We start from the raw sequence: 18,337 nt of genomic DNA, 5'->3' as shown, positions 1-18,337 counted from the left end.
CCGGCGGTGGGTGTGGGGAAACACCTCGGTCACCGTCGGCAGGGGAAAGTCACGGGCACGGGCGATTCATGACGTTTTCGACGGCGTGACCGGCGAAGTATCGGTCGCGTCGTCGGTAAGTACGGGACAACGTCAACCGCGCCGTTTTAGCGGCTGGCTCCGCGATCGGAACATATGACCAACGATCACGCGGGAGACCACCGCGAGACGTTCAAGCACGATCCGATCGGTCACGCCGAGGTCCGGGCGGGCATGACCGTCGACGAACTCGCCGCCGAGTACGGGGACGGCGGGTTCGGCGCGACTGCCCTCCACGAGGCGGTCGACGTCTACAGCGAGATGCTCGGAGACGACGTCACTAACTTCCTCGGACTGGCTGGCGCGATGGTACCCGCAGGGATGCGTCGCATCGTCGCCGACTTGATCCGAGACGGTCACGTTGAGGCCCTCGTGACGACCGGCGCGAACCTTACCCACGACACTATCGAGGCGATCGGCGGCAAGCACCACCACGGCGAGGCCGTCAGCGAGGACGGGACGCCCCGCGAACACGACGAGCGGTTGCGCGACGAAGGCGTCGACCGCATCTACAACGTCTATCTCCCCCAGGAGCACTTCGCAGCTTTCGAGGAACATCTCCGTGGGGAGGTTTTCCCGGTGCTGGAGGAAGAGGGTGCGGTGAGCATCCAGCGACTGACCGAAGAACTCGGCCGAGCGAACGCCGCCATCAACGAACGTGATGACGTCGAGGAGGGGCCTGGCATCGCCGCCGCGGCCTACGAGAACGACGTTCCGATATACTGTCCGGCCGTTCAGGACTCCGTGCTCGGGATTCAGTCGTGGATATACAGCCAGACCAGCGAGTTCACGCTCGACGCGCTGGCAGACATGAGTGATATCTCCGATCAGGCCTACGAGGCCGAGCAGGCGGGCGCGCTAGTGGTCGGCGGCGGTGTCCCGAAGAACTTCGTCCTCCAGACGATGCTGGTTGACCCTGATGCCTACGATTACGCGGTGCAACTGACGATGGACCCGCCACAGACCGGGGGGCTTTCCGGGGCCACACTGGACGAGGCCCGGTCGTGGGGGAAACTCGAGAAGGCCGCCCGGAACGCCTCGGTCTACGCTGATGCCACGATCACGTTCCCGCTGCTCGTGGCGGCAGCTCGCGAACGGATCGCCGAGTGACTGGCGACGATATCCGGTCAGATCCCTCACCTTCTCAGAGTTCGTCGCGCTCTATGTGTTTGGACAGCGACGGCGGATTGTCGGGATCGATACCGCGATCGGTCGCGAGTTTCAGTGTCAGTCGCTGGATCGCCTTGAGGGTGAAGAGGAACTGCGGATCGCCGCCCGGCACGTCGACGGATGCGTCGCACGGAAGCGAAAGGCCGTCAGGTTGGATCGCAACGACCCGCGCGCCGGCCTCCCGGAGCTCGCCGATCAGCGGCTCGTAGTGTTGGGCGATGGACGGATCGCTGACGACGAGCAACACTGGATCACCCTCAACGTTGGCCAGGGGTCCGTGGCTGATCTCCATGGCCGGCATCGGCGTCGAGTGCAACAGCGGTCCCTCGCCGAACTTCCGGGCAGCCTCGCCCGCCAGCCCATAGTCGACACCAGTCCCCAGCGTGTAGGTGTGCTTGGCATCCCTGAACGTCCTGACGGCGTCCGAATACGAGCGGTCCGCGACGGCCCGGCACGTCTCTGGCGTCCAGTCGGGTTGTGCGGCATCGTCGCCGAGTTCACGACCCAGCACGTAGGCCGCCGTCACGGCAGTGTCGACGGACTTCGTCGCGAGGACTGACTCCTCGACTCCGGCCGGCGTGACGTAGGTGTGGTCCGCGACCGCAGTCAGCGTCGAACCGGCCGTGTTCGTGACCGCCACTGTCCGGGCACCGGCGTCGGCAGCCGCCTCGAACGCCCGGAGCGTCTCGGTCGTCTCGCCCGACTGAGAGGAGGCGACGACGACCGTATCGCCGTCGATGGGGTACTCGCCGAAGTAAAACTCCGGGGCCGAGACCGCACTCGCGTCGGCGTCCTGCGCCCGGAACAGACGGGCCGCGACCGTACCTACCCAGTAGGAGGAGCCACAACCCAGGAAGTAGTACGTCGACGCCGGCGAGATCGCATCGGCGATCACCGACAGAGTCGCCCGATCTTCCAGGGTCGCTTCGATCGCATCACAGCCCTTGCGCATCTCCGTGTCAGTGACTGTCATGAGTGGTGTCTGTACAGAAACTGAATATCGTCCCCGTTCGAACAAAACGCTTTCGTGGACGTTCGATCGGTTCGGGTGATCCGTCACGGGACGCCCGGTATTTATGGCGCTGCCGATCGCAGTTTCACGGGGATGTACTATCGACGACTCGGCAAGACTGGACTGGAGGTATCGCCGATCGCACTCGGAACCTGGCGCTTCGGCATGGAACACGAGGAGACGGGCGTCGTCGAGACGGGACGGGAAGAGGCCCACGAACTGCTGGACGCGTACGCGGAAAACGGCGGCAACTTCATCGACACGGCCAACGGCTACGGCGGCGGCGATAGTGAACGCTGGATCGGTGAGTGGCTCGCCGAGCGCGACCGCGAGGATTACGTCGTCGCCTCGAAATGCTACTGGTCCCAGGAATCGCGGTTCCAGGAGAACCTCTCGGCGAAGAACGTCCGCGCCGAGGTCGACGGGTCCCTCGACAGGCTCGACACTGACTATCTCGACATCCTCTACCTGCATCGCTTCGACGACGAGACGCCCATCGAGAGGACCCTGCGGACCGTTGACGATCTCGTGAGCGAGGGCAAGGTCCACCACGTCGGACTCTCGACGGCCGACGCCTGGAAACTCACCAAGGGCCTCTGGAAAGCCGACGTGAACAACTACGAGGCCTTCACCGTCACACAGCCACTCTTTCATGCGGCGTACTACGAGGACGTCGCGGAGTACCTGGAGGTCTGTGCGGATCAAGATCTGGCTGTGGTACCGTACTCGCCGCTGGCCGGCGGGTTCTTGACGGGCAAGTACGAACGCGTCGGCGACGAGACCTACGAACTCGACGCGCCCGCGGACACACGCGCCCAACTCGACGAAATGTTTACCGAGTGGTACGTCTCCGAACGGGGCTGGCACGTTCTCGACGAGGTCCGTGCGGTCGCCGAGGAGGTCGACGCCACGCCCGCCCAGGTCGCTCTGGGATGGCTAATCGACCAGCCCGACTTCACGTGTGTACCGATCGTCGGCGCTCGCACTGTCGAGCAACTGGATGAGAACCTCGGGGCACTCGAAGTCGAGATGAGTGACGAGCAGTTCAGCCGTATCTTCGAAGCGCGCTACGACGAAGACGGGAATCTCTACAGAACGAACGCCTGATCCAACCGGATCGAGACAACAGCTGATCGATCGTCGCGATCTCAGGGCTCGCTGACGAGGACTGGTTCGTCATCGGTCTGTTCGATCCGGACGTCGAATCCGAACGCTGTGAGGAGATCGACGTGTGTCTCGACGTGGTCCGTGATTGTCGGGATCCGTATCTCACCGCCTGCGATAGCCAGCCACGGGATCAGTTGGTCGGCCAGGTTTTCGTCGACTCCCGCGCCGGACTCGTCATCAGAGAGTGCCGCGTCGATGGCCTCGTCGGCGACGTCCTCGGCTGGTTTTCCAGGCTCTCCGAGTGCGTCAGCACCGATCACGCCGTTCTCGTACTCCACGACGACGAGGGCGACCGCCCCCGTCGAATCAGCGGCGACGTAACGCGTGGTCCGTTCGGTAATCTCGACGTCGGTTTCGATCTCCACCAGTCGGTCGTGTGCCAGTTTCGTCTGGCGCTCGGCAACGTCGGCCTCCGCGAGGTCTGTCGTCGCCGTCGAGTGGACCAGTGCGCCCTCACGTTCGCCACGGTCACGGAGAGTGACGCTCGACGGCGTCGACGGAGCCAGCGTTAGCGTCGCCCTTCCGCCGCCAGCCGGGTAGAAACCCGGTCGATCGACGTCGACGGCTGCATGGGTGCCAGCCCGACGAAGCAGTGGAAGCTTGACCCGGCGATACCAGGGCATCGTTGGCGACCACGCCACGCTGGTTCCACCGCTCGCTGTGAGCGTCAACGGTCGATCCAGCCCGCTCGCGAGGGGGAGGACAGCGTCGAACAGCAGCGTCACGCTGCCCGCCGTCCCGATCGCCGCCTCGTAACGGCCACCCGTCGGTTCGTCGGGTTCGAACGTGACTGTCGAAGAGCCGATCTCGGCCCCCTTGAGGGTCGCGTCACAGACCTCCGCGACCGTTTCGAGAGCAGTCACGTGTTGGGGGGCAAGCCCGGGTTCAGGTCGCGAACCACGGATCCCGTTCATCTCGAAAGTCGTCCTCGTGAGCGCCGATAGTGTGAGTGCCGACCGGAAAAGTTGTCCCCCTCCCTCGCTCCCGTCGAGTTCGATCATAGCCCCCGTAGGACCCGCTCGATCGTGAAGGTGGGGACCGAGAGCGATCCCCTGGCGGGATCGCCAGGACTAGGTGCCACCAGTGATAGCCACGACATCCAGGAGGGGATTTTTACTCACGGAACCCCTCGGGTGCGTATTCGGAATGTCAAACGAGCAGGTCGAGTCGCAGCCGAGCGACATGAGATGGTGTTACGATACCGTTCAGGACGTTTCGCGAACGTTCGCGCTGACCATCGCGGAGCTGAAAGAGCCGATGGCCGACGAGATCTGCGTCGGCTATCTCCTCTGTCGGGTCGCCGACACCGTCGAGGATGCCACACACATCCCGCCCACCGATCAATACGATCTGCTCCGATCGTACAGCCGGGCGCTCGATCCGGACGACGACACGACGATCGAGGAGTTCCGGGCGGCCGTCGATCCCTGGCTCCCGGCAGACCCGAGCGCCGACTGGACGGTGGTCGCCGAGGCACCGCGAGTTGTCGCGACGTTCCAGGGCTTGCCTGCTTCCTCCCGGGAAATCATTCGGCCGTCGGTTCGTGAACTCACCGACGGGATGGCGGAGTTCGTCGATCGCTACGCCGAGGAGGGTGGGCTCCGCATTCAGACCATCGCAGAACTCGAAGAGTACTGTTGGTACGTCGCCGGTACCATCGGCTCGTTCGTCACCCGACTGCTCGTCGACGACGTCGAGCCCACCGAGCGGGACGCCTTCGAGGACAACGCCACCGCCTTCGCCCGGCTGTTGCAACTGGTCAACGTCGCCAAGGACGTCGACGGCGACTACCGAGAAGAGGACAACGTCTACCTGCCGGCGGGGTTGCTGGCCGAGGAAGACCTCGCCGCCGCGGACATCGACGATCCGGAGAAAACAGCGGACTTCGTGCCAGTCGTCTCCCGGATCGCCGACCGCGCCGAGGGGTATCTCGACGACGCAGAAGCCTGGCTCGAAGCGATGCCCGAAACCCGTGGCAACACACTCGCCGCCTGGGCGATCCCGTTCCTGCTGGCCGTCGGCACGATCCGGGAATTACAAGCCCGACCGGAGGATGTCTTCGAGGACGGCGTGAAAGTGTCCCGACAAGAGGTCTACGCGCTGCTCGCTCGCTTCGCCGGAGACGGTGAGCCGTCCCTCGGGGATCTGCGTCGGGAGATGCGGGCCGGGTCACTCGCCGAGTAGCTCTGGGGAGAACAACCGTTTTGTCCGTTGTATCGTTACCTTCAGCTGGCCGATGACGAACCCACGGGCCGAGCCGGCGTCACGACCCGGCGATGACGAACCCTATGAGTGCCGAGGCCTCATAACTAACGTCAGGATTCGTGCCATAGTTCATAAAGGGCAACAAAGTCACGAATAATTTCAGATTTCAAAGGCGGATTCGCGTTCAAAAAAACAAAGGATACGTGACTTTCTGCTCGGCCGGGTAAATCCATCAGGCCACGACGACGCGATCATCTTCGCGCCGCAATGCCCGGGTAACTGTCCCCTCACGGTGTTCGTGCGTGTCGCCGCGTTCGCCGACGAAGACAAGGTCGGCGTCGATTTCGTCCGCGACTTCGGGGATCGTTTCGGCTGGGTCCCCATGATAGATAGATGTCTCGACGGGCACATCACGTTTTTCGGCTGTCTGGGCGATCGCTGCGAGTACTTTCCGCCCCCATTCCTCGCGTTCGTTGGTGAGGATCTCGATGCTACTCAGTGCCGGCACTTCCACGTCGCTGGTTTCTACGCCCTCGGTCTCTACGACGAATAGCGCATGTACAGTCGCACCCTCCCGCTCGGCGAATGCGAGTGCATGTGCCGCCGCACGTTGGGCGTGCTCGCTGCCATCCGTCGGGATCAATATGGTCTCCACCATGGTATGACACCCCCTATCAAGGAAGATGGGCGCTAGCACGAAATAAGACGGGGATCGTTCAATACGACAGATCTGAGAACGTTCGTTACGTCAGGCAATACTCGAACCAGAACGACCGCTTCGAATGGCTAGATGACGATGGACTTGAGACCCATCGGTACGTACGTACCGACAGATGAGGCGGACGCGCCGAGGGGTGCTGGCAGCGGGCGTGACGGCACTGGCAGGCTGTTCCAGCGTCTCGAAGAGCGGAACACGGAGCAGTGCCGATACGAGCGAAACGACCGACAGTATGACCAGGACGGACGCCAGAATCGGGTTCGTTGGCGATGTCATGCTGGGTCGGAGCGTGAACGACCACTGGGCTGGCAACGATCCTGGGGGCGTGTGGGGATCGACGCTGGAACGGCTTCGAACGCTCGATGGATTCGTGTTGAATCTGGAATGTTGTATCTCTGAGCGCGGCCGCAAGTGGCCGGAGAAGACCTACTACTTCCGTGCGGCCCCGGACTTCGCAGTGCCGGCACTCCGGGCGGCAAACGCCTCCGTGGCCACCCTCGCGAACAACCATATCCTCGATTTCCGCGAGACGGCTCTCGAAGATACCCGCGACCATCTCACGGACGCCGGTGTCGATCATGCGGGTGCTGGCCCCGACCGCGACACGGCGTTCGATCCGGCAGTGACCGAAATAGGCGGGCTGACAATGGCGACGATCGGGCTGACCGACCAGTACCGACCGTACGCAGCGACCGGGAGAGGGGCCGGAACTGCCTACGTGCCGTTGGGCCGGTCTGTGCCCGGAACCCGCCAGCTAGTCGAGACGGCGATCGAACGCGCATTTGAATTTGACCCCGATCTCGTCGTCGCCTCGCTCCATTGGGGGCCGAACTGGGAAACGGAACCGAGGGAGAGACAGAAAGTCTTCGCCCGCTGGCTCGTCGAACGCGGCGTCGACGTGGTACACGGCCACAGTGCTCACGTATTGCAGGGTATCGAGGTCTACCAGGGACGTCCGATCATCTACGATGCTGGCGATTTCGTGGACGACTACATTCACAAAGAGGGGTACCACAACAAGCGTAGCGCGCTGTTCGAACTGGTCTTGGCTGACGGATCGTTCGAGGAACTCCGGGCCGTCCCCATCGAGATCGAAGACCAGACGGCAACGATGGCCGATGAGGCGGCCGCTACCTGGGTACGGGAAACAGTTCGGGAGCGCTCGGAACCGTTCGGAACCACCGTCGAGCGCACCGACGGGGGACTATCCATCCCACTGGATGAGGGGTGACCGTGACCTCACGTGTCGGCAAACACTGAGAGAATCACGCTGCCCGGGATGACAGATTTCGTGACGGTACGCCGCGGTCACGCGGCGTCAACCAGTTTGTAGGCGCCACCATCGATCTCCCCGTCTTCCGGGTCCGGGGCCCGCTCGGCGTAGTAGATTGCGCCGTCGTGGACACGGGGTGTGCTCGTCACGGCACCGTCGCTGTCGACGCGCCAGACTTCCTCACCTGTCTCCGTTTCGACGGCATACAGCGTCCGGTCTGTCGAGCCGAAGACGATCCGATCCGCACACACGGTGAGACTACCGGTCAGCGCCCGGTCCGTTTCGAACTGCCACCGTTTCTCGCCCGTTTGCGCATCGAGCGCATAGAGGTTGCCATCGTGACTCCCTGCGTAGATCTCGTCGCGAGTCGGGTCGACTCCCGGCCCCACCATCGAGAGTCCGTCCGTCTCGAACGACCAGTCTTCGGTTCCGCTTTCGAGGTCGACCCGATAGACGTTCTCGTCCCAGGAGCCGAAGAATGCAGCGCCGTCGTAGGCTGCGACCGGCGCCTTGATCTCCCCGTTCGTATCGTTGTCGGGGTCTGTTTCGAACGTCCACTCGAAGTCGAGTGATGGGTACTCCCAGCCGTAGAGGAGGCCGTCGTTCGACCCGAGAACCATCATACTGGCCCTCGGATCGATCGCTGGTGTGCAGTGAGGATGGTCCGTCGGTCGGCTCTCGTCGTCCTCCCAGAGAACGTCCCCCGAATTGGGGTCGACAGCGAAGATACTTCCGTCCGGATCAGGATACTCGACCGCAACGAAAATCGCGTTCCCGTCGTATTTCGGGCTGCCACCGATGGATCCACCGAGTTTCGTCTCCCACTGTTTCTCGCCCGACTGGGCGTCGAACCCGTAGAGGATACCGTCGTATGCGCCGATGAACACCGTCCCATCCGCGACGACCGGCGTCCCGTGGATGCCCCTGCCGCTCATGTCGGTTTCCTGTTGCCAGAGAACGTCACCGTCCGAGGAGAGTGCAGTCAGATACCCCGTATCTCCGGGGAAGACAATCGCATCGCCGGAGAGGGGTACCGCACTCGCTTTTGCCGCCGTGTGTTCGCCGGTGTTGTGTTCGGGAATTCGCCAGTCTACTTCCACCCCATCCGGAACTGTCTCCTCGGGATAGTATCCCCAGTTTTCTAGGGACCCGCGAAACTGGCTGACGCCTTCGAGACGGGTATGGTCGTAGGGGCCGGCGAGCGTCTCGTCGCTGTCCGGCCGTTCGAAATCCACATCAGCACCTTTGAAACCAGACGTGGGATTCTGGCAGCCGGCAACGGCGGCGAGTGCCCCCATACTGGCTACTACCACCTCACGGCGTGATACTCGGTGTCTCATCCTCTGTCTCTTTTTCCAGAGGAGTGCCTAATAATCCACTTGCCTGGCCGAAGAAAAACACATAATGAATATATTACTGATGATTTCAGCGACATATTCGACGCCGATGATCTCGAACGGTGCGCCGCTTGTCTCAGTCTCGGTGACTCGAACGTCCCTCCGTGGGCGTCGACGATTCCCTCGACGATCGTGAGCGCGAACCCGACGACCGGATCGACGTCCCCGGGTACGCCATCGAGCTACCGGACGTCGGTGGGAACAGGATCGGGACACTCCACGTGAGGATCGCGCAGCCGATGACGGGGACCCACCGGGAGAGGGATCGGGTTCCGTGGTCGTTGAAGGAGACGGTCAGCACGGCATTGATAGGCGTCGGTCGTCTATCCCGGGTATGGACGCCATCGCCGTCGCAGCAGTCGCGGAGAACGGCGTCATCGGTGACGGCCCGACCCTGCCCTGGACCCTTCCCGAGGAAGTCAGGCGCTACCGCGAACGCGTCGCGGGCGAGACCGTCGCGATCGGTCGCCGGACCTTCGAGATGTTCGACGACCCGCCCGGCGCCCGCCGGATCGTCTTGAGCCGGACGGACCGAGAGTACGAAGAGCAGACACTCGACCACGCGGGCAGCGTCGAGGAAGCGATCGAGCTGGCACGGGACGGAGACGCACCTGTTCTGTACGTACTCGGCGGCGCGGAGATATACGAAGCCTTCCTCCCGCACTACGATCGCATGCTCCTGAGCCGGATCGACGGCGAGTACGACGGCGACGCCCGGTTCCCCGACTTCGACGAAGAGGAGTGGGGGTTGGTCGACGAACGACGGTACGACGGCTACACGCTCGAGACCTGGGTTCCGGCGGAGCCGTCGTCCGGGTGAAAATGCCCGTGCGTGGTCATTCCACCCCGCTCGGGTTCAGTGGTATTCAGTTGGATCGTCGACGCTCGCCGAGGCAAACCGTTCCTTGCGGTTTCGGCAGCCGGGACACTCACCGCAGTGTTTGACTTCGTCTTCCCAGCAACTCCAGGTCGCTTCCAGCGGGACATCCAGATCGTCGGCCAGTTCGACGACCTCCGCACGGCTCATATCGTGAAACGGGGCGAAGATGGTGAACTCCGTCCCCTCGGTGCTGAGTACCGACGAGACCGACTCGTGGATTTCCCGCCGTTTCGGGTAGTTCTCCATGTCCTCGGCGTTTGCTCCCTCGGCGACCGCGTCGAAACCGACGTGATAGGCGTAGACACCCGAGAGAGCAGTCCCGGCACAGGAGCCGGCGTACTCGCTGGGGTCCGGTCCCTGTGCAGCCGCTTCCGTTTGCATGATCCGATACCCCTCGTGCATGTGCTCGACGAATCCCGCCTGACTCCTGATGAGTTGTGGCGCTTCGATGCACTCTACCGGAACGTCGAGTTGGACTGAGAGCCTGTTTATCGCACCGTAGGATCGGTCGAACGCGCGCTGCCCATAGTTGATCGTGACCGCTCGAAGCGCCTCACACTCCCGTTCGAGAGCGTACACCAGTGTCGTCGAATCGATCCCGCCGGACAACATCACGACGACTCTGTCGGGAATCTCCACGTCGAGGTGGTCTTCTATCATTGGAACCACAGTTACTCACTCAGCGGTCCGGGGCATAAGTATTAGACAACCAGAAGTATTGTCTCGTTATTCATTCCCGTACGTCAGTTAGAATTAAATTAATGCTGAGCGGCTGTCAGTGTCGTCACCGGCCGGGATCCTACTCGAGATTCGTCCGGAAAGCACGCATCGTATCCCTCCCCAACGGCAGCGTTGCGACCTCGATACAGCCGACGTCAGTGAACACCCGTCCCCAGTCGCGGTGATACAGCGGGAACTCGTCGTTGACGTGGGTCACCTCGAGTTCGCCGTCCGAGTCGTGATCGCCATCGCCCTCGTTCTCGACGGTGATCATCAGGTCGGTGATCCGGGCCAGTTCGGCGAACACCCACTCGGCCTCCGGGTGGATATGCTGGAGGGTCTCGACGGAGTAGACGGCGTCGAACGCGCCGTCGTCGAACTCGCCGACGACGTCCTCGATCGCATCGATGTAGAAGCTTCCCTGCTTGGCCAGGTCCGGATAGGTGTCTTCCATGACGACCATAGCCTCGTTGTTGACCTCGACGCCGGCGAGCGTCCCGAATCCGCGTTCGAGGAGGTGTGCGAGGTGTCGACCGGAGCTACAGCCGACCTCGAGAACCGCAGCGTCGCGGCCGACGGTGTCTTCGAGATACTGCCCGATTGCCTCGCTCGTCTCGTTGGGGCCGTAGTGTGCGTAGTACGCCGGCGAGTACTCGCCGGTCCGGTCGGCCCACTGGCGACGGATATCCTCTGAATCCACACCGGAATTCCGGGCGCGGGACGGAAAGGTTCCCCGACACGTCAATCCCATCAAATATCCCGACACGCAGACCCTATCAGATCCCGTCACGATCGTCTCGCCCGGGAACGTCCTCGACGCTCGCGTTCAGGGATCTGACGCTGGTTCCGGTGACGAGGAGCGCACCGATACCGATCAGGATAGGGAACCAGTAAACGGCGAGTCGGTAGACGAGAACCGTGGCACCGGCGACCGCCAGATCGATGCCCATCGTCGCCACGAGAAGCCCCCCGATCGCGAACTCGACGCCTCCGAGCCCGCCGGGCATCGGTACCAACGTCGCAACGCCGCCGACCGAGACGACGAACAGGACGAGTCCGAACGCGATCGGGTAGCCGACCGCACGTGCGCTCGTGTACAGCGGGACGGCGAAGGCCGTCCAACCGACCACCGCCAGGCCGACCGCGACCAGCACCGACCGGGAGTCCGATCGGACCGCGTCGACAGTCTCGAAGTACCGGTCGACACTAGCCCCGACGGTCTCGGGGGCGAACCTCGTCTCGATGCGGCCGGAGTACCGACCAAGTGTCCCCCGGAGGAGACGGGCGACACCGAGGACGAGATACCGGAGGACGCTCCGCCGGTAGAGCAAGAGCACGCCGATCGACGTCAGTGCCGCCGCGAGGATCGCGACGCCGACCAGCGCGGCCTCTAGCAGCCTCGTGCCAGGGAACTGCACGACGACATAGGCGACACCGGCCACGGTGAGTCCCAGCGTCGAACAAAGCCCGATAAAGTCCCCGATCGTGACGACCGCCAGACTCCGGTTGAATCCGATATCGGCCTCCCGATCGATCGCGTACGCCATGATCGGGAGGCCACCAGCGTTGCCCATCGGAAGAACCTGTTTGGCGAACATGCCCGTCGCATAGGCGAGAAAACCCCGGAACGGTTGGACGTGGCCGCCGGACGCGAGCAGGATCCGGCGCATCGACTCGGCCCAACAGGCCATCGCCAACAGGACTGCCAGGAATCCCGCGAGCAGCGGGACAGGCGCGACCCCCTGGAGTTCCGTAGCCATCGCCCGGGCGTCGAAGACGTACAGAAAGCCCAGCAACGCGGCGATCGACAGCGCGAGGGTGCCGAGAAATCGCTTCTCCAGCGGGCGATCGAGTCCCATAGGCAGGGCCCGGACGGGCGTGGCAATAAATGACTTGGTGAATAGAACCTGCGGACGAACTCGATGTAGCCGTCGCGAGCAGTTCCGATCGACTCACAAACGTGCTAGAACCTACCACATGAACGCGAAAAGGAGCGTGAAACTGGCGTAAGCACCGACAGTCGACAACAGCGGAACGACGTTCTGCAATGACGATCACGCGGCCGGTCGTCGCGGGATCGAAAAGATCGGCCGCCGACGGGATGTCCGTCGGCGACTCCTCACCGATTTCGGGCACATCCTCGCCGGGATCCTCGGCCGCCAGCGCCCCGACAGAGACGTTCGGCGACTCCTCGCCGCGGGCCACCTCGGGGAGAGAGGCCGTTCGCGTCGCCCGGCCCCGGCCCAGCCCGACGATCGAGGTCGTCGCGATGATGACGAAACTCGCGGGGATGCCGATGATCGAGAGTCCGATGACGATCGTCGAGGAGACGATCGCCGCCGTCAGCGGCAGATCCGTGATGTCGTTGCCCAGCGTGTCCAGGGTCCGCGGGGCGATCGCGAACGGAGGGTTATTCCTATCCCTGGTTCCTATCGTTGGGTATGAATTACGATAGCAACCGGCTTGTCCCCTCTGTCGGAGGGCTACGATGAATCCGTCTCGCGTCGACTTTCTCGTCGACCTGGCTTACGGGACACTGATCTTCGTCTCGATCGGCATCATTCTGATCGCCGAGACCAGCGTCGGGGTTGCGTTCGGACTCGGCGCACTGGTGGCCTACGTCATCCACATCGGCTGGAAGATGGGGCGGTTCGATCCCGACTGGATGACTCGTGAGATGGCCCAACGGGTCGAGGAAACGGTCAGCGAGACAGTCAGCGAGGAGGTCGAGAAAACCGTCGGAGACACTGTCAGCGAGGAAGTCGAGAAAACCGTCGGAGACACAGTCAGTGAAGAAGTCGAACAGACGGTCAGCGACACCATGAGTGAGGAAGTCGAACAGACTGTCGAGGCAGCGGTCCACGACGAGGTCGAGGAGACGGTCAGCGAGACCATGAGCGAAGAGGTCGATCGGGTCGAAGAAACGGTCAGCGAAACAGTCAGCGAGGAGGTCGAGAAGACTGTCGAGGAAACGGTCACCAAGGAAGTGGACGAGGTGGCCGAACAGGTCGGCGAGACGGTCAGCGAGGAAGTGACCGAGAAGGTAGAGGACACAGTCAGCGAAAAAGTAGAGGACACAGTCAGCGAAAAAGTAGAGGACACAGTCAGCGAGGAGGTCGAACGAACCGTCAGCGAGGAGATCAATACGGGGACGGACGAGCCGTCCGACGAGTATGACGAAGACAGCAAACAGTCCTAGACCCTACTCGCCCGGCGACGGCACCCCTTCCGTCCAGAACCGACGTAAACGGCTGATCAGTGCCAGTTTCACTTTCGCCCCGCTTCAGGCTGGCACCTAAGGCCCGTCCAGGGGAACAGCCGGCCATGGGTGCTCAGTTTCCGACGCTCGACGCGGGCGTGACGTTCCTCGACGATCGGGACGCGCCGGCGGCGCTGTACCGATTGGTCGGCGATCACCTCGCCGGGACCGAGGGGCCAGCCTATTGGCTCGATGCACGGAACGCGGCCGTCCCAGGGGTAATCCGCCGACATGCGGTCGGGCGGACCGCCGCGACGCTCCGGGTTGCCCGCGCGTTCACCGGCTATCAGCACTACGAACTCGTCCGAGGTCTCCCCCAGCGAGTTTCCCCGCGGACGACGCTGGTCGTCGCACCGAACCTCGATGCGCTGTACGCCGAGGACGACGTGCCCGACCAGGAGGCCGAGACGATGCTCGAGGCCACGCTCGCAATCCTGAAAGAACTCGCCGACGCCGTGGACTGCCCGGTGCTCGTCACCGCCGAAAGCGACAGCGAGCGGGTCCGGGCGGCGGCCGATCGGACGCTCGACGCTACGGAGACCCGCGCCGGTCTGCGCGTCGACGGTCCCGCCTTCGGGACAGACGTCTACTGGGGCCCGTGGGGCTACCAGACGACGATCCCCTACTGGGTGGAGTTGCTCGGGACGGCCGACGGGGCGAGGGCGGCCGAAGAACCACTGATCGCCGAGACGGCGATCCCGGGGGTGTGATCGATGGGCCGAACCCGCCCGACTGCCCGGGACTCCTTCGACCGTATCGAGGCGGAGTACCAGCCCTTCCGGCGGTCACTACGGCGGCGCCATCAGCCTGCCTTCGACCGGCTGTTCGAGCGAGCGCGGGCCCACGCTGACGCCGCTGGCCAGCAAAACACCGCCGACCCCTGGCGGACGTTCGTCCTGAGCGTCCTGCTCGCCCAGGAACTGGAACTACAGCGACTGGCCGATGACGATCACGATTGACCGTCGGGACGGGACGCCGATCCGCTGGGTCGCCGACGGTGCGGGAGCCGAACCGATCGTCGATGCCGACTACCAACCGGCGCTGTACGCGGCCGCGCGAGAGGACCGGACGCGTCACCTCGAGTGGCTCGCCGACGAACTCGCCGCCGACCCGAAGGTCGCCGGCGTCACGGCTGAACGACACTACCGGACGCTGGCTGCCGAGGAACGCTCCCCAACGCTACGGATCGACCTCGATCGTCTCGGGGAGGTCCGGCAGGTCGCCCGCGAGATCCGCGAGCGCGAGCGCCGTGAGCACGCCCCCGGCACACTCTCGCTGTATGACGTGGACCTTGACCCCGGCTTCCGGTACTGCCTGGACACCGGCTGTGATCCGACGCCGAATCGTGACCTCCGCACGCTATCGCTGTCGCTCCCGCCCGCGGCCCTGGCCGAAGGCGACCTGTCGAATATTACTCTCGAAGGAAACAGAAGCGAAGACGAAAAGAGCGTCCGGGAAAGGATCGAAGCCGACGAAACCGTCCGGGAGGTCGTCGAGCGAACCCTCGCCGAACAGGACCCGGACGTGCTCATAGTGTCCTCGGCAGAGCTCGTCTCGTTGCTGGGGAAGCGGGGCGTCGACCTCGGCCGGCGGCCGGGCTACCGACAGCTGGCCGGCGAGAGTACCTACGTCAGTTACGGGCAAGTCGGTCACTCACCGGCCCGCTACGCCGTGCCCGGCCGGGCGATCGTCGACCGGTCGAACAGCTTCCTGCTCGACAAGTCCTCGATGGCCGGCCTGGAGTACTTCGTCGAGCGAGCGGGCAAGCCGCTGCAGGAACTCGCCCGCGACAGCATCGGCGGCGTTCTCACCGCCATCGAGATCCGGGAAGCCCGGAAACGGGACGTCCTCGCCCCCGCCCAGAAGCGCCAGACAGAGCGCTGGAAGTCCCTGGAAACGCTGCATTCCGCCGACCGGGGTGGGTTCTCCTTCCAGCCCGAGACGGACAACGTCGGTGGCGAACGTTCGTCGGCGACTCCGGGAGCCGTCCACGAGGATGTCCACGAACTCGACTTCGCGTCGCTGTATCCCAACATCATCCGGGAGCACCGTGTCTCCCCGGAGACGGTCTGCTGTGACTGCCACGACACCGCTGACGTCCCCGAACTGGGCTACAGCATCTGTGATTCCGTCGAGGGCAGCTTTCTCGGGAGTGTGCTCGGGCCGTTGCTCGACGACCGAAGCGAGTTGAAACGGCGACGCCGCGCCTGCGACGGCCCGACGCCGGAACTCGACGCCAAAATCGAGGCGATCAAGTGGGTACTGGTATCCTGTTTCGGCTATCAGGGCTATCGCCACGCGAAGTTCGGCCGCATCGAGGTCCACGAGGCGATCAACGCCTTCGCCCGCGAGTGTCTGCTCACCGCCAAGGAGCACGTCGAGGCGGCGGGTTGGCGCGTCGTCCACGGCATCGTCGACAGCCTGTGGGTAACTCCTGATCCGGACCGTGAGCAGACACCGATCCGGGAGGTTGCCGGGGCGATCAGCGACGAAATCGGGATCACGCTCGAACACGAGAGTCACTTCGACTGGATTGCTTTTTGCCCGCGCAAACGATCGAGTGGGGCGGCGTTGATGCGGTACTTCGGACGCTGGAACGACGACGCGATGGAGGACAACACGGATCGATACAAACTCCGAGGGATCGAAGCGCGCCAGCGCTCGACGACAGCGTTCGTCGAACGCGCCCAGCGTGACCTGCTCACCGTCTTCGATCGGGAGCGTACGCCCCAGCCGGTCTGTGAGCGCCTCGCGCGCCAGCTCGGGCGACTCCGGAGCGGGGCGGTCGCCACGGCGGACCTCGCGATCACCCAGCGCGTCTCGAAACACCCCGAGACGTACAACCAAGCCACCCGAGGAAAGGCTGCGCTTGAGCGGGCGAGCGAACTGGGCGTCGATCGCTCGCCCGGCCAGTCGGTTCGCTACGTGATCGTCGACGACGACCGGTCGGGGCCCGAGCGCGTTCGCCTGGCCTTCGAAGGGCCCGAGACGTACGACGCCGACTTCTATGCCGACCGACTCCTCCGGGCGGCCGAGAGCGTCCTCGCGCCCCTCGGCTGGGATCGGGAAGACATCCGGCAATGGCTCGACGGGACGCGAAACACCACGCTGTCGTCGTTCGAGTGATCACCAGGTGATCGTCGTCCGTGAGTATACAATGTAATACATCGGGTACGAACGGAAACCCCATCTCTGTGGTCGGGACAGTCCGTCTCTCGGACGCATCACAGGAGCAGAACAGGTGACTGGCGATGACGAGGGTGTCGTCAGCGGTCCCACTCGACTTCGGCGACGTCGTCGGTCTCCCGGAGGATGAACGGGCCGATCGAGAGGGTGTGTTTGGTGACCGTCGCGATCCGGACGACGTAGGCAAGCAGGAGGAGGAACGGGGCCAGCGCGACCGTCGTCGTCGCTGCAACGATCGGAACCAGCATTTCGACGTCGGCGACTGCCGGCGCGTGGGCGGGGTCGAAGAACGCGATCATGCTCGTCGAGACCAGCAATGCCGGGACCGAGACGACGAGAATGTGCCGGGAGAGATCGATGAGGTCCCACTGGAAGTACAGCGTCTTGAAGTGTTCCCGGGCGGGGCCGAACAGTTCCAGCGTGTCGATCAATCGTTCGAGGGCCGTCCGGGCCTCCTCGTCGAGGTCGTCACCGTAGCGCTCCTGGATGCGACGGGCCGTGAAGATCTTCCAGGAGTAGTTGAAGTCCAGCGCCGAGGCGATCACGTCGAACTCGCCGAACCGGGCATCGTCGAGTCCCGACGCGACCTCGTCGGCGTTCTCTATCAGGCTCTCGGTGAGATCTTCGACCGCCGCCCGCAGATGCTCGTCGGGCGTGCTCGCGCCGGTGGCGGTGTCGACGCCGACAGCTTCCCGGAGGTCCCGGGCCCGGTCACCGGACGTCTGTACGAGCGCCCGGAGGAACTGGGCGGGCCGGGAGGGACTGACGGGCGCACCGACAGCGTCGGCGACGTCCTCGCGGAACGCCATCGCTGCCTTCATGCGCTCGCGCTGGTCGCCCGCCGCGCCGAGTTCCTGGGAGAGCACCAGTTGGTTCAGCGTGAGTACGAGCGTGACGCCGGTGATCGTCGCCGTCAACAGTGCCTGAAAGAGCGTATCCACCGAGTCCCCGGAACGGATCGCGCCCTCGACGGCCGGCAACAAATACCCCACGCCGATCAGCGTGACGAACACGAAAGCGACAAGGAAGCCGGTGACGAGCCAGCGGTCGGCATCCATAAACAGCCAGAGTTTCAGCCGACTCTCCCCGGCCCGCTCGCGTAGCCGATCGCTCGGCGCGTCCCCGGCACCTGGCATGGCCGGGGTTACTGGAGGCGACGGGAAAAGTCCTCGCCGCTCGCGTGCGGTACGCGGGACTCGACGGGAAACCGGAGCTCGGTCGGCGTCGTGACTCGTGGAGAGGTCCGGCGCACAGTCGGCAGAGCAGGCCACA

General features: G+C 63.9%; 17 protein-coding genes and 1 pseudogene. 9 read left to right on the top strand and 9 right to left on the bottom strand.

Translation table 11 applies throughout. The features are described from left to right. Positions 1–174 precede the first annotated feature (174 nt). Positions 175–1,188: a deoxyhypusine synthase gene (locus tag E3374_RS02825; protein WP_136687521.1), complete on the top strand. Its 1,014-nt coding sequence runs from the start codon at positions 175–177 to the stop codon at positions 1,186–1,188. A gap of 34 nt (positions 1,189–1,222) precedes the next feature. On the opposite strand, the gene E3374_RS02820 is transcribed toward E3374_RS02825, so the two are convergent. Next, the gene (locus E3374_RS02820; protein ID WP_136687520.1) at positions 1,223–2,221 is read right to left on the bottom strand and encodes an SIS domain-containing protein; all 999 of its coding nucleotides are present in this window, start codon (positions 2,219–2,221) and stop codon (positions 1,223–1,225) included. A 132-nt stretch (positions 2,222–2,353) separates the two neighbouring features. Here E3374_RS02820 and E3374_RS02815 point away from each other — a divergent pair, with 132 nt between their 5' ends. Next, the gene (locus E3374_RS02815; protein WP_136687519.1) at positions 2,354–3,367 is read left to right on the top strand and encodes an aldo/keto reductase; all 1,014 of its coding nucleotides are present in this window, start codon (positions 2,354–2,356) and stop codon (positions 3,365–3,367) included. 41 nt (positions 3,368–3,408) lie between these two features. Here the strand turns inward: E3374_RS02815 and rtcA are convergent, their stop codons facing one another. Further along, on the bottom strand, positions 3,409–4,428 hold the full coding sequence (gene rtcA, locus E3374_RS02810; RefSeq protein ID WP_136687518.1) for an RNA 3'-terminal phosphate cyclase: 1,020 nt from the start codon (positions 4,426–4,428) through the stop codon (positions 3,409–3,411). Between the two features lie 145 nt (positions 4,429–4,573). Between rtcA and E3374_RS02805 the strand changes: the two genes are divergently transcribed. Beyond that, entirely contained in the window at positions 4,574–5,611 is a 1,038-nt protein-coding gene (locus E3374_RS02805) for a phytoene/squalene synthase family protein (protein WP_136687517.1), read from the top strand. A 253-nt stretch (positions 5,612–5,864) separates the two neighbouring features. Here the strand turns inward: E3374_RS02805 and E3374_RS02800 are convergent, their stop codons facing one another. Beyond that, positions 5,865–6,290, bottom strand: a complete 426-nt coding sequence (locus E3374_RS02800; protein WP_136687516.1) for a universal stress protein — start codon at positions 6,288–6,290, stop codon at positions 5,865–5,867. 175 nt (positions 6,291–6,465) lie between these two features. On the opposite strand from E3374_RS02800, the gene E3374_RS02795 reads away from it, so the two are divergent. Then, entirely contained in the window at positions 6,466–7,581 is a 1,116-nt protein-coding gene (locus E3374_RS02795) for a CapA family protein (protein WP_136687515.1), read from the top strand. A 77-nt stretch (positions 7,582–7,658) separates the two neighbouring features. Here E3374_RS02795 and E3374_RS02790 read toward each other — a convergent pair whose 3' ends face one another. Beyond that, positions 7,659–8,936, bottom strand: a complete 1,278-nt coding sequence (locus E3374_RS02790) for an outer membrane protein assembly factor BamB family protein (RefSeq protein WP_248299375.1) — start codon at positions 8,934–8,936, stop codon at positions 7,659–7,661. 418 nt (positions 8,937–9,354) lie between these two features. On the opposite strand from E3374_RS02790, the gene E3374_RS02785 reads away from it, so the two are divergent. Beyond that, positions 9,355–9,840 carry a dihydrofolate reductase gene (locus tag E3374_RS02785; RefSeq protein ID WP_136687513.1) on the top strand — a complete coding sequence of 162 codons (486 nt, stop codon included), beginning with the start codon at positions 9,355–9,357 and terminating at the stop codon, positions 9,838–9,840. Positions 9,841–9,876: 36 nt separating this feature from the next. On the opposite strand, the gene E3374_RS02780 is transcribed toward E3374_RS02785, so the two are convergent. The 4 genes and pseudogenes from E3374_RS02780 to E3374_RS17525 all read right to left on the bottom strand — a co-directional run. Further along, entirely contained in the window at positions 9,877–10,560 is a 684-nt protein-coding gene (locus E3374_RS02780) for a 7-cyano-7-deazaguanine synthase (protein ID WP_248299388.1), read from the bottom strand. A gap of 139 nt (positions 10,561–10,699) precedes the next feature. After that, entirely contained in the window at positions 10,700–11,320 is a 621-nt protein-coding gene (locus tag E3374_RS02775) for a class I SAM-dependent methyltransferase (RefSeq protein WP_136687511.1), read from the bottom strand. 76 nt (positions 11,321–11,396) lie between these two features. Further along, complete coding sequence (locus E3374_RS02770; RefSeq protein WP_136687510.1) at positions 11,397–12,479, bottom strand: lysylphosphatidylglycerol synthase transmembrane domain-containing protein; 1,083 nt, start codon at positions 12,477–12,479, stop codon at positions 11,397–11,399. A 111-nt stretch (positions 12,480–12,590) separates the two neighbouring features. Continuing rightward, a pseudogene (locus E3374_RS17525) lies at positions 12,591–13,023 on the bottom strand (inorganic phosphate transporter); the annotation flags it as partial. An 85-nt stretch (positions 13,024–13,108) separates the two neighbouring features. Here E3374_RS17525 and E3374_RS02760 point away from each other — a divergent pair. From E3374_RS02760 to E3374_RS02745, 4 genes are all read left to right on the top strand, one after another. Continuing rightward, positions 13,109–13,819, top strand: coding sequence for a hypothetical protein (locus E3374_RS02760; RefSeq protein ID WP_136687509.1), 711 nt, complete (start codon positions 13,109–13,111; stop codon positions 13,817–13,819). A gap of 125 nt (positions 13,820–13,944) precedes the next feature. Continuing rightward, entirely contained in the window at positions 13,945–14,589 is a 645-nt protein-coding gene (locus E3374_RS02755) for a hypothetical protein (protein WP_136687508.1), read from the top strand. Between the two features lie 3 nt (positions 14,590–14,592). After that, positions 14,593–14,838, top strand: coding sequence for a hypothetical protein (locus E3374_RS02750; RefSeq protein ID WP_136687507.1), 246 nt, complete (start codon positions 14,593–14,595; stop codon positions 14,836–14,838). Beyond that, positions 14,822–17,005: a type B DNA-directed DNA polymerase gene (locus E3374_RS02745; protein WP_136687506.1), complete on the top strand. Its 2,184-nt coding sequence runs from the start codon at positions 14,822–14,824 to the stop codon at positions 17,003–17,005. Before E3374_RS02750 ends, E3374_RS02745 begins: the two co-directional genes overlap by 17 nt. Positions 17,006–17,145: 140 nt before the next feature. Here E3374_RS02745 and E3374_RS02740 read toward each other — a convergent pair whose 3' ends face one another. Then, positions 17,146–18,201, bottom strand: coding sequence for a hypothetical protein (locus tag E3374_RS02740; protein WP_136687505.1), 1,056 nt, complete (start codon positions 18,199–18,201; stop codon positions 17,146–17,148). Positions 18,202–18,337: the final 136 nt, after the last annotated feature.

Origin of the sequence: Halorhabdus amylolytica (genome assembly GCF_004944975.1) — an archaeon.
Lineage (GTDB): Archaea > Halobacteriota > Halobacteria > Halobacteriales > Haloarculaceae > Halorhabdus > Halorhabdus amylolytica.
The sequence above is the reverse complement of the archived record's forward strand: the minus strand, read 5'-3'. Positions and strand labels throughout refer to the sequence as shown.

Excerpts from the sequence above, each read along its gene's own strand:
- E3374_RS02770 (WP_136687510.1), bottom strand. The coding sequence starts at position 12,479 with ATGGGACTCGATCGCCCGCTGGAGAAGCGATTTCTCGGCACCCTCGCG.
- E3374_RS02740 (WP_136687505.1), bottom strand. The coding sequence starts at position 18,201 with ATGCCAGGTGCCGGGGACGCGCCGAGCGATCGGCTACGCGAGCGGGCC.
- E3374_RS02750 (WP_136687507.1), top strand. The coding sequence starts at position 14,593 with ATGGGCCGAACCCGCCCGACTGCCCGGGACTCCTTCGACCGTATCGAG.
- E3374_RS02815 (WP_136687519.1), top strand. The coding sequence starts at position 2,354 with ATGTACTATCGACGACTCGGCAAGACTGGACTGGAGGTATCGCCGATC.
- rtcA (WP_136687518.1), bottom strand. The coding sequence starts at position 4,428 with ATGATCGAACTCGACGGGAGCGAGGGAGGGGGACAACTTTTCCGGTCG.
- E3374_RS02785 (WP_136687513.1), top strand. The coding sequence starts at position 9,355 with ATGGACGCCATCGCCGTCGCAGCAGTCGCGGAGAACGGCGTCATCGGT.
- E3374_RS02755 (WP_136687508.1), top strand. The coding sequence starts at position 13,945 with ATGGGTGCTCAGTTTCCGACGCTCGACGCGGGCGTGACGTTCCTCGAC.
- E3374_RS02800 (WP_136687516.1), bottom strand. The coding sequence starts at position 6,290 with ATGGTGGAGACCATATTGATCCCGACGGATGGCAGCGAGCACGCCCAA.
- E3374_RS02820 (WP_136687520.1), bottom strand. The coding sequence starts at position 2,221 with ATGACAGTCACTGACACGGAGATGCGCAAGGGCTGTGATGCGATCGAA.
- E3374_RS02825 (WP_136687521.1), top strand. The coding sequence starts at position 175 with ATGACCAACGATCACGCGGGAGACCACCGCGAGACGTTCAAGCACGAT.
- E3374_RS02745 (WP_136687506.1), top strand. The coding sequence starts at position 14,822 with ATGACGATCACGATTGACCGTCGGGACGGGACGCCGATCCGCTGGGTC.
- E3374_RS02760 (WP_136687509.1), top strand. The coding sequence starts at position 13,109 with ATGAATCCGTCTCGCGTCGACTTTCTCGTCGACCTGGCTTACGGGACA.
- E3374_RS02780 (WP_248299388.1), bottom strand. The coding sequence starts at position 10,560 with ATGATAGAAGACCACCTCGACGTGGAGATTCCCGACAGAGTCGTCGTG.
- E3374_RS02805 (WP_136687517.1), top strand. The coding sequence starts at position 4,574 with ATGTCAAACGAGCAGGTCGAGTCGCAGCCGAGCGACATGAGATGGTGT.
- E3374_RS02795 (WP_136687515.1), top strand. The coding sequence starts at position 6,466 with ATGAGGCGGACGCGCCGAGGGGTGCTGGCAGCGGGCGTGACGGCACTG.